The 10411-nt window shown below is 44.9% G+C and carries 10 protein-coding genes, 2 pseudogenes and 1 riboswitch; of the genes and pseudogenes, 6 read left to right on the top strand and 6 right to left on the bottom strand.

Annotated features, from left to right (window positions below):
- Positions 1-765: pseudogene (locus tag JGK36_RS34050) on the bottom strand (ISAzo13 family transposase); the annotation flags it as partial.
- Between the two features lie 93 nt (positions 766-858).
- Between JGK36_RS34050 and JGK36_RS31855 the strand changes: the two are divergent.
- Positions 859-1068, top strand: a complete 210-nt coding sequence (locus JGK36_RS31855; protein WP_293185897.1) for a hypothetical protein — start codon at positions 859-861, stop codon at positions 1066-1068.
- 403 nt (positions 1069-1471) lie between these two features.
- Here JGK36_RS31855 and JGK36_RS31860 read toward each other — a convergent pair whose 3' ends face one another.
- Positions 1472-1792: a WGxxGxxG family protein gene (locus tag JGK36_RS31860; protein ID WP_293185898.1), complete on the bottom strand. Its 321-nt coding sequence runs from the start codon at positions 1790-1792 to the stop codon at positions 1472-1474.
- A gap of 377 nt (positions 1793-2169) precedes the next feature.
- Here JGK36_RS31860 and JGK36_RS31865 point away from each other — a divergent pair, with 377 nt between their 5' ends.
- A complete protein-coding gene (locus JGK36_RS31865; protein WP_293151824.1) occupies positions 2170-2814 on the top strand; it encodes a hypothetical protein in 645 nt (214 codons plus the stop codon).
- A gap of 20 nt (positions 2815-2834) precedes the next feature.
- Complete coding sequence (locus JGK36_RS31870) at positions 2835-3596, top strand: pentapeptide repeat-containing protein (protein WP_293185900.1); 762 nt, start codon at positions 2835-2837, stop codon at positions 3594-3596.
- A 265-nt stretch (positions 3597-3861) separates the two neighbouring features.
- On the opposite strand, the gene JGK36_RS31875 is transcribed toward JGK36_RS31870, so the two are convergent.
- The gene (locus JGK36_RS31875) at positions 3862-4386 is read right to left on the bottom strand and encodes a hypothetical protein (protein WP_293185901.1); all 525 of its coding nucleotides are present in this window, start codon (positions 4384-4386) and stop codon (positions 3862-3864) included.
- Between the two features lie 84 nt (positions 4387-4470).
- Between JGK36_RS31875 and pyrE the strand changes: the two genes are divergently transcribed.
- Together pyrE and dcm are read left to right on the top strand one after the other, a co-directional pair.
- Positions 4471-5046 carry an orotate phosphoribosyltransferase gene (gene pyrE, locus JGK36_RS31880; protein WP_293185903.1) on the top strand — a complete coding sequence of 192 codons (576 nt, stop codon included), beginning with the start codon at positions 4471-4473 and terminating at the stop codon, positions 5044-5046.
- A gap of 576 nt (positions 5047-5622) precedes the next feature.
- Positions 5623-6909, top strand: a complete 1287-nt coding sequence (dcm, locus tag JGK36_RS31885; RefSeq protein WP_293198424.1) for a DNA (cytosine-5-)-methyltransferase — start codon at positions 5623-5625, stop codon at positions 6907-6909.
- A 45-nt stretch (positions 6910-6954) separates the two neighbouring features.
- On the opposite strand, the gene thiC is transcribed toward dcm, so the two are convergent.
- The 3 genes from thiC to JGK36_RS31900 all read right to left on the bottom strand — a co-directional run bounded on the left by thiC (position 6955) and on the right by JGK36_RS31900 (position 9874).
- Positions 6955-8328, bottom strand: a complete 1374-nt coding sequence (gene thiC, locus JGK36_RS31890; RefSeq protein WP_293198426.1) for a phosphomethylpyrimidine synthase ThiC — start codon at positions 8326-8328, stop codon at positions 6955-6957.
- A gap of 8 nt (positions 8329-8336) precedes the next feature.
- A riboswitch (TPP riboswitch) is annotated at positions 8337-8433 on the bottom strand.
- 235 nt (positions 8434-8668) lie between these two features.
- Positions 8669-9514: a Uma2 family endonuclease gene (locus JGK36_RS31895; protein ID WP_293185906.1), complete on the bottom strand. Its 846-nt coding sequence runs from the start codon at positions 9512-9514 to the stop codon at positions 8669-8671.
- 96 nt (positions 9515-9610) lie between these two features.
- Positions 9611-9874: a Uma2 family endonuclease gene (locus JGK36_RS31900; RefSeq protein WP_293198428.1), complete on the bottom strand. Its 264-nt coding sequence runs from the start codon at positions 9872-9874 to the stop codon at positions 9611-9613.
- A gap of 53 nt (positions 9875-9927) precedes the next feature.
- Here JGK36_RS31900 and JGK36_RS31905 point away from each other — a divergent pair.
- A pseudogene (locus tag JGK36_RS31905) lies at positions 9928-10411 on the top strand (ISAs1 family transposase); the annotation flags it as partial.

Raw genomic sequence — 10411 nt, forward strand, 5'->3', positions numbered from 1 at the left:
CAATAAAATCTGTAGTTTCAGCGGACTGTCCCATATAAATCGATAGTTGATCACTTTGAGTGTTAAGAATGCCAAAGGGGACTAATACAGCTTGCCACTCGGTATCATGATCGTCAGCCGATTTCGGTTCGATGGTTCTGGCTTTACCTCCCCGTGACAGGTTGCCAATTTTTACTTTCGCTTTGGTATCAATTGATATTCGCAGAGACTTGACATCTAGATTGGAGGCTTGATTCTCCTTCAATACATTCTCAAAAATCGCATCAGTTTCGGGAATTTTTTTCAAGGGCTTGGTTTTTTGTGTTTTTTTAGGCGATACCCCATTCGATTTAAAATCGCGCCAATTGTCTGACGAGAAGGTAATTGCTCACTGTCGTAGTTCTTCTGACTCACTAATGCCGCTCGTACCGCCATGGCCGTGATCCGGGCATACAAAAATGTCGATTGAAACTTGGGGTCTGCCTGGGACTCTGGATCTACTAAAGAACGAATATCGGCTTCTAAGTTGGGCAGCAAAATTTCACTTTTATGTCGCCCTCGTGCCCGGTAATTATCCACACAAATCAACCCGGTTTGTCGTTCATGTAAGCCTAGTTGAACACTGTCTCGGTTCCACCCCATAAATGTTTCTACTTTGCGGGCCCAAGCATTAAAGTAGTCTTCAGCCACTTTTGCCATAAAGTCTCGACGGCGATAGCCTGTCAGTTTTTTTGCCGCATCTTTGAATGTTAATTTCACTGGCTCACTCAAGATCATTTCTAGCATCCCAATTACAGAAGTAACAACCGCTTATGTCAGATTTTTTGTTTCCTACTCTTCTAGGATAACTGGGGTTATATTTAATCGCAAGCCCCTTATATGTTGCTGCGGCAGGTGCGGGCTCTGCCGCCGGAGCAAGGCGGATTGGTTCCCGCGATCGCCCTTACCGCCTATGCTGGAGAAATTGACTACCAGCAAGCCCTGACTGCGGGGTTCCAGCGGCACATTTGTAAGCCTTTAGATCCAGACAAGTTGGTGCAGGCGATGTTGGATGTGTTCGTGGAGCGATCGGGCAAAAACATTTTTTAATTTAAACTATTTTTTGCTGCTAAAAATCTTTATTTAACGAACCGCAAAGGCGCGAAGAACGCGAAGGAAAAAGAAGAAGAAGAAGAAGAAGAAGAAACAAATAAAATAGTTTTGTAGTAATGACTTTAGTCCTCTCTCGGTCTGAGGAGCGAAAATTAAATAATTTACACATATTTGTGGGATGGGCGTCCCGCCCGTCAAGAAAGGACAAGAATCATAAAATTGTAAGTTATTTAATTCTCATTCCTGAGGACTAAAGTCCTCACCACGAACCAATTGATTGCCGATCGTATCCAATAAAAAAACCTCACAGATGGAGGTTTTTTGATGATTGTTGGCGCTATTCGGACAGGTTAAAACATCCTGTCCCTGCATCATGCCCACAGCCCGTTATACCCTAGTATTAGCGGTAATCTGTACGAACTGCTGGATCGCGATCGCCAGTTGTAGTGGTATAGCGGACATTTTCTTCGCGTTTGCGGGGCATTAAACCGAGCAAACCGGACAAGCCGAGCAAGCCCAACCATCCCCAATCAAAATCGCGATCGTTCTCAGCACTGTAGACACCAGAGCGAGGAGTAGTAGTGGTAGTGGTAGTATCTCTGCTGTTAGTACCCGGAGTTGTATTTGTCTGAGCCGAAGCAGGCAAGTTAGCTGGCACAATGGCTAGACCAGCAGCGATAATACCTGCACCGATTGCTTTGGATAAGTCAGAACGTTTCATAATTCAAATGCTCTCTGTTGGCAAAAATCTTTAACTATCATCACTATATCGATCGCCTTTCAAAGTTAAATCCACCTGTAGCAGTAAAGATTGATTAACTCCAGCTATTACTACAGATTGATATCAAATTTTTAGTGGTCATACGAAATTAAACATAGCTCGCAAAGCCCAAAACGTCACTTCGAGGGGTGTATCTCATATCGTTTCCGGCCGCATCGGTATTGTTCAAACAGTCAACCGTCAACCGTCAACCGTCAACCGTCAACCGTCAACCGTCAACCGTCAAAAATCATACAGACAATGTACTGTTGACAAAAAAAGGTAAACTCAGATATTGCACAGACAACAAAAGCTCGATCGACGGAGATTAAAACAAATTGGGAATAGAGCTACGCAGCTACGTATTTCTAGACAACTTGCAGCCACAGCACGCAGCATACATAGGCACTGTCGCCGCCGGATTCTTGCCACTGCCGGGGGATGCGTCGCTGTGGATAGAAATCTCCCCTGGCATCGAAATTAACCGAATTACCGATGTCGCCCTCAAATCAGCCTCCGTGCGCCCTGGAGTGCAGATAGTCGAGCGCCTGTACGGCTTGCTGGAAGTACACTCGGGCCAGCAGGGCGAAACCAGGGCCGCAGGCAAAGCAATTCTAGAATTCATCGGAGTCCGTAGAGAAGAATGTATCAAACCGCGAGTCATTTCCAGTCAAATTATTCGCAACATCGACCCCCACCAAACCCAATTAATCAACCGCAGCAGGCGCGGACAGTTGCTGCTGGCGGGACAAACGCTTTACGTCTTAGAAGTAGAACCGGCCGCCTATGCAGCGCTGGCAGCCAATGAAGCAGAAAAAGGTGCATCTATTAACATCTTAGAAGTTCAGGCTGTCGGTAGTTTCGGACGGCTTTACCTCGGCGGAGCAGAACGAGATATTATAGCAGGTTCCCAGGCAGCAATTGCGGCGGTGGAAAGCGTATCTGGTCGCGAAAATCCAGCAATTTTTGGTCGCAAGGAATAGGGGTTATAGGAGATGCAATTATGGCAAATACACAGCATTTAGCGCTGCTAAAAAAAGGTGCAGTTACTTGGATTGAATGGAGAAATCTCAACCCAAACCTCGAACCGGATCTGAGCGAAGCTAACCTCGCTGAAGCAAATTTTAGAGGTGCGTATCTTGGGCGGTGTAACCTTTTTAAAACAGACTTGTTTAAGGCTAAATTAATTACAGCAAACCTTGCTGAATCTAATCTCAGTTTAGCAAATCTTGCTGGAGCACAACTCCTCGATACTAAATTAGTTAAAGCTAATTTAACGGGAGCAAATCTCCGAGCGGCCGACCTCCGGGGGGCAGATTTGAGCGGGGCTAATTTAATTGGGGCGGACATCAGTGGTGCGATTCTCCAACAAACCGATTTAGGAGATGCGAATTTAATCGGGGCGGCAATGTTTCGAGTTAATGCGATCGGCGCGAACCTCAATCATGCTAATCTCAGTCAAGCCAATCTCAATCAAGCCGAATTGATTGAAGCACATTTTTACGCAGCCAATTTCTCTAAAGCTAACCTCGGGGAAGCTCACTTCACGGGAGCATATCTTTTTAGGGCAAATCTTAGTTTTGCGGACTTGAGTGCTGCCGATTTCCGCTGGACAAACCTCGGTAAAGCTGATTTGAGAGGGGCGAATTTGACAGGGGCAAATCTCAGAGGAGCCAATTTGGCTGGAGCTAATCTCGACGGCGCTCATTTGCAAGGGACAATCATGCCTGACGGCAGCATAGTTTCACAATCAGTAAGTTCGTAGTGAGGACTTCAGTCCTTTCTGTGAGTTTGAGTAAATCAGGACTAAAGTCCTTACTACAAACCAATTTTCTCATCGCTAATCAAGGTTCGTAGTCAGGACTTCAGTCCTTATCTGTGAGTTTGAGTAAATCAGGACTAAAGTCCTTACTACAAACCAATTTTCTCATCAGTAATCAAGGTTCGTAGTGAGGACTTCAGTCCTTATCTGTGAGTTTGAGTAAATCAGGACTAAAGTCCTTACTACAAACCAATTTTCTCATCGCTAATTAATTTCCACGAGCCGGTGATACATTGTACAGTCCTCTAACCGGGCCTGGTACTGCCTCCGACTCTTGCTGCTGCCGCGGTACAAACGGTTCTTGGACTCGGCTCCCAGGAGCGAAACAGCCGCTCGGTTGAGGTGCTACCTGGCAGGCTGCGGGCAAGGCCATAACTGAGGCATCAAAGGGATTGGTGGCATCGGGAACGCGAAGAATAGGGTCGCTGGAAACCTGCCGCTGCATTACTCGTCGGTAGAGGCCGCTGACGCGACTGGCATCGCGCTCGATTTCTTTTTCGGGAAAGGCAACTACGCCGCTGGGGGAACCAATTCCTAGATAGTCGCCCATGTAACCTTGCAAGCTGACGTTGTGATAAAAGTCTCCTGAAGCTTCAAAGAATTGTCGGTTGAAGTTGTCACCAACGGGGCTAAATCGGGCTGTATCTGCTTGAGCAGGTTTGACGGATGCCAGTGCGGCAGAGGCGACAGCGAGAATCAACGCACTGCTGAGGCTTTTTAACTTTTGACTCATAAATTTCAGCTTCTAGATTAATTACGGTTCCAATATAGACTGATTATCGGCGGATTATTTGCGTTTTCTACAAGGTGTTAAGTTATGGATGCTGCTGATTTAAAGGTGTTGCGCGATCGACTTTTGGATTTATTGTGCGAGTTTGCGTACCGCGAGGGCGACTTTGTGCTGTCTTCGGGGCAGAAAAGTTCTTATTATATCAACTGCAAACCGGTGACTTTGCACGCTGAAGGTGCTTTGGCGACGGGGCGCGTACTCTTCTCGATGCTGCCACCTCAAGTGCAGGCTGTGGGCGGTTTGACGTTGGGTGCTGACCCGATTGTAACTGCTGTGAGTGTGGTTTCGGCTCTGGAAGGTCGATCGATTCCGGCGCTAATTGTCCGCAAAGAGACGAAGGGACACGGGACAATGGCGTATATTGAGGGGCCTGTGTTGCCTGAAGGGACGAATGTGGCGGTGTTGGAAGATGTCGTAACGACGGGTAAGTCGGCGATGCAGGCGGTGGAGAGGCTGCGGGGTGCTGGCTATAAAGTCGATCGCGTGTTGTCGCTGATCGATCGAGAGCAAGGTGGAGCTCAATTATATCGCGAGCAGGGATTGGATTTTCAGGCTGTTTTTACGATCGCCGATCTCAAGGAATGGATTAGTAGCAAGCAATAGGTAAAAGTGCGATCGCCAATCTCCTAGCCTAAAAAATCGCGTCAACTGCCGCCGAACATTTAATAGCGAGAACGGCGGGCGATCGCATCAAATTCACAGCACTCATTACCACAGACAACCCAAAATGTCAACTCACAATTACAGAAGAACAGTTGAAGAAATCCGTGAGTTAGCTTCGATGTTTTCGCCTTCCGACTTATCTCAAAAGGAAGCATAACTCAGTGTTATACCAAAATTGATAGAAACTCAAGATCAATTTATTGCTATTCTTAGCGTCACTGTTTCAGAGTTAAGCGGATTATTTCAAATAGTAAACTCTTCAACACTTTCAGGAAATATGTTCCTGAAGGATTTAATTGTACTGGCGGACTTTGGGGGAGAAATGATAAAAAGATATCCGCTCAATAAATAGGGGTAACAGCAAAAAAGAAGGTTCACAATCTAGGCACAGCATGGTAAAATAGTATCCGCTCAATAAATCGGGGGAAATCACTTAATGATGAGACTCAAACATCGCAAAATCGTTTCCAACACGGTACTCTACCCCGATTTATTGAGCGGATACCTAAAATCGCCATGCAAAAAATCCGTTTCATTGACTTATTCTCAGGAATAGGCGGCATGAGATTAGCCTTTGAAGCCGCCGCACATTCCTTGAATCTGGAAACAGAATGCGTATTAAGTAGCGAAATCAATCCCGATGCTCAATTAGTCTACCAGACCAATTTTGGCGACACACCTTCAGGCGACATCCGACTAATTGACCAACTTCCAGAACATGATATTTTACTAGCAGGATTTCCTTGCCAATCCTTCTCCTACGCAGGCAAAAAAGCAGGCTTTGGAGACACCAGAGGCACACTATTTTTCGAGATTGTACGGCTGATTGACACTTTCAAGCCTCAAGCATTTATTTTTGAGAATGTGCGAGGACTCGTCTCCCACGACAGCGGACAAACCCTAGAAACTATAAAAAGCGAAATGACCGATCGAGGTTACAGCTTCGATTACTTTATACTCAACAGCTCCAACTTTAGTTTACCCCAAAACCGCGTCCGAGTTTACCTAGTAGGAATTTTAAATGCTTCGCCCCAATTTGGGTTAATTTCCGACTTAGGCCCAAAAGATTCCCATTCCTGCAACCATCAACAGTTATCCTTATTTTCCCCGTTGAGTAAACCCGTCGCAGTTGCAGATATTTTGGAAGACAATCCAGACCAAAAATATGATTGCTCGCCAGAATTTGTCAAGGCATTGAAACCAATCGTTAACAATGATTTAAATCGCTTGCACGGAATCCGATTAATCGACTATCGTGGCGGCAATTCGATTCATTCTTGGGAATTGGGTTTGCGAGGCCAGTGCAGTTTAGATGAAATTGAGTTGATGAATCGTTTTATATTGAAAAGGCGCAATAAAGAATTTGGACATCACCAAGATGGGAAGCTTTTAACTAAAGAACAAATCGCTACTTTTTTTGCTCATCCCAATCTTGATGAAATTCTGGATTTACTGGTTGCCAAGAAGTACCTACAGCGCAACAATGATTTGTATAAACCTGTATCGGGTAACTTTTCCTTTGAAGTCTATAAATTTCTAGATCCGCAGAAGATTTCTGTAACACTTGTTGCCAGCGATGCAAATAAATTAGGTGTTTATCACAACCATAGAGTCCGGCGAATTACTCCCCGCGAAGCCGCACGGTTACAAGGTTTTTCCGATAGTTTTGTACTGCATTTCAATGATGATAAAGCTTACTATCAACTGGGCAATAGCGTCAGTATTAATGTGGTAAAAGCTGTGGCGAAAGAAGTTATGCAGAATATTTTGTCCTCTACCAAACAAAAAGTTAGTGCCTTTTGAATTGGGAAGGGTGGGCGAATTTATCCGCCCGCCCTAGCAATATAGTTAGCTTAGCGCTACAGGTTCCTTAGCAAGAAATTTCTCCAACTCAGTCAAAGCATCGGCATCAACCTTAGTCTGCATCGGACAGAACTTAGGCCCGCACATCGAACAGAATTCCGCAGTTTTGTAGATATCTGCTGGCAAAGTTTCGTCGTGATATTCCTTTGCTCTTTCAGGATCGAGCGATAGCTCAAATTGACGGTTCCAATCAAAATTGTAACGCGCCTTCGAGAGTTCGTCGTCTCTGTCTCGCGCACCTTTACGGCCGCGCGCGATATCCGCAGCGTGAGCCGCAATTTTGTAAGCAATCAGCCCGTTTCTGACATCCTCAGCATTCGGCAATCCCAAGTGTTCCTTAGGAGTCACGTAGCACAGCATAGCAGTACCGTACCAACCAGCCATCGCCGCCCCAATCGCTGAGGTAATGTGGTCATATCCTGGTGCAATATCAGTCACCAACGGCCCCAAAACATAGAAAGGAGCTTCCGAGCATTCCTCCATTTGTTTCTTGACATTAAACTCAATTTGATCCATAGGTACGTGGCCCGGGCCTTCCACCATTACCTGCACATCATGTTCCCAAGCTTTGCGAGTTAATTGTCCCAAAGTTTTGAGTTCAGCTAATTGAGCTTCATCCGACGCATCGTGAGTGCAACCGGGGCGCAAAGAATCTCCCAAACTAAACGAAACATCATATTTCTTGAAGATTTCAATGATGTCGTTAAAGTGAGTGTAGAGAGGATTTTGTTTGTGGTGGTGTAGCATCCACCGCGCCAAAATACCGCCGCCGCGAGAAACAATCCCAGTCAGCCGATTTTTGACTAACGGCAAATGCTCAATCAGAATTCCGGCGTGAATTGTTTGGTAATCTACGCCTTGTTGAGCGTGTTTGTCAATGATATGCAGGAAGTCATTCGCCGTCAGACTTTCCATATTACCGTGCACGCTTTCTAGAGCTTGGTAAATTGGTACAGTGCCGATAGGAACTGGTGAAGCTTTGATAATCGTAGTACGAATTTCATCCAAATTGCCACCGCCGGTGGACAAGTCCATCACGGTGTCAGCACCGTATTTAACTGCTAGTTTAAGCTTGTCAACTTCTTCTTCCATATTGGAAGAGTTCGGAGATGCACCGATGTTAGCATTGACTTTGCATTTAGACGCAATGCCGATCGCCATTGGTTCCAAATTCGTATGATTGATGTTAGCGGGAATAATCATCCGTCCCCGCGCTACTTCGGCGCGGATCAGTTCTCCTGGGAGATTTTCTCGCTTAGCAACAAAGTCCATTTCCTCAGTAATGACACCTTGACGGGCGTAGTGCATTTGAGATACGTTGCTGTGACCCTGACGCTTAGCGATCCATTCGGTACGCATATCTTAATGTCCTTCATAAACAGCTTCCCTCCGCTGGTATTACCCAGACTCAGGTTCTAAGGGTGTTTTCTCAGCCCGGATCTGCGGGCACCCCTAGCTTTAGGCTTATGATACTAGCACTTACGTTGGGCAAAGATTAAATCTTTATAAAAAATTCCACAAATATATAATTTTTCAAGAATTTTAAGAATTTTTATTAAAAATTAAATATCTTTAATTTTGCAATTTATCAATGGTCGTAAAGCGCAGCTATCCCATAGGTAATCGTCCTTTCCCAATTTATGATATTTCTGTCATAAAAAAAGAGCGATTACCCAGAATTCAACAACTAACAAAACAATCACAATTCATCGGGATTAATGCCCATTTGGCGCAACTTTTCTGCCAAACGATCTGCCCGAAGTCGTTCTTCGTCAGCGCGAAGGCTTTCTTGTTGAGCGCGAAGGCTTTCTTGTTGAGCGCGAAGGCTTTCTTGTTGAGCGCGAAGGCTTTCTTGTTGAGCACGTTCCTCCCCTATTAATAACAAATTGCCTTCACTATCCCACCAACGCAACCAAGGCAAATTCATCTCATCATATTCCCCTTGCCAGATTCCCAATTCAACTCCAAGCTGGGGAATCGGATAGCGTCCGCGATCGTTCGGACTCAGGCGCTGATAGCGGTTGTCTTCTAAATGATACATTTCTACAGCCGCTTTTTTCACTTCATAAATCCCGTAAAAAGGAATGCGGATCGCCTGTTCGTAAACCCAGAATTTGCCAGGTTTTTGTTCTGGTTGTTCTTCTCTATCTGGATCTGGCGGTGGAGTTCTGTCTCGTTCTTCTGAACCGTTCCCCGACACAAATTCAATTGCAATTAGCGGTGCAACGTATTCTTTCCACAATACATAGGAACGCCTCACCTGACCATTTAAAAGTGGCGGTACATTGGGGACGTAAAACCAATCTGGTGCTTCGGCGCCGCGTTCGGGAGGGTCAGTTAAACGCCAATAAATCCCGCAATCTTGACCGATGCGGTACCGTCCGTCAGGGTGAATTTTTTGCAATACAGGCCGCAGGGAATCGGTGAGAATAATGCTTTGAGGCAGTTCTTGAAAGTTTTTCACAAAAGTACCGTCAGACTCTGGCAGTTCGGTGTGGTCTGGGAGATGGGTGACTCCCAATTCAAATGGTTTAGCAACAGTCATAAAACTTTCGCTGATTTGAGGAGTTAAATTAATTATATAGTAAGTCTAAGGTTTTGGTAATTGGGAGTGGGAATCGAAAATAAGATAAAAGTCAGCCTAACCCAAGATTAAATCAATACTCACTACAAAATCGGGAAAAGCCAGCGGCGAAATTTGTTGTCCGCGTTCAAACTTTTGTATTGAAGTGTAGCCATTTATCGTCGGCTGGCGGTAAACTTCCAAACAGTTTTCCTCAAGATCCCACAGCCATACTTCCTGAATTCCAGAACGCGCATAATTAGGAACTTTGACATCGCGATCGAAATCTACAGTGCTATCAGGGCGAACGCATCTAAACTTTAGATTAGCAGAATATGGTATATTGGAGAATAATCGTTGAGTAACTACAAATTATTTAATTAGGGTTTACCTGTATGAAACTCAAACCTAAAATTACCATCGCCGACCATTTTTATGACCTAGAAGATCCAAGAGTCGAGCGGACGAGACATCATCAATTAATTGATATTATCACCCTCTCAATTTGTGCCGTGATTTGCGGCGCTGATACATGGGTGGATATCGAAAGTTATGGGCGAGCCAAATATGAATGGTTAAAAGAAATTTTAGAATTACCGAATGGCATACCTTCCCATGACACAATTGCGCGAGTATTTTCTCGCCTGAATCCGGAACAATTTCAGAAATGTTTTTTGAGTTGGATTCAATCTATTAGCTGCTTAAAGGAGAGGAGAAGTAATTGCACTTGATGGAAAAACTCTTCGCCATTCTTACGATCGAGGAGGAAATAAAAAAGCCATTCATATGGTCAGTGCTTGGGCGACCAGTCAAAGATTAGTTTTAGGACAAGTTAAAGTTGACAAAAAATCGAATGAGATCACGGCTATTCCGGCTTTA

This window comes from Microcoleus sp. PH2017_35_SFW_U_B, assembly GCF_020737865.1.
Lineage (GTDB): Bacteria > Cyanobacteriota > Cyanobacteriia > Cyanobacteriales > Microcoleaceae > Microcoleus.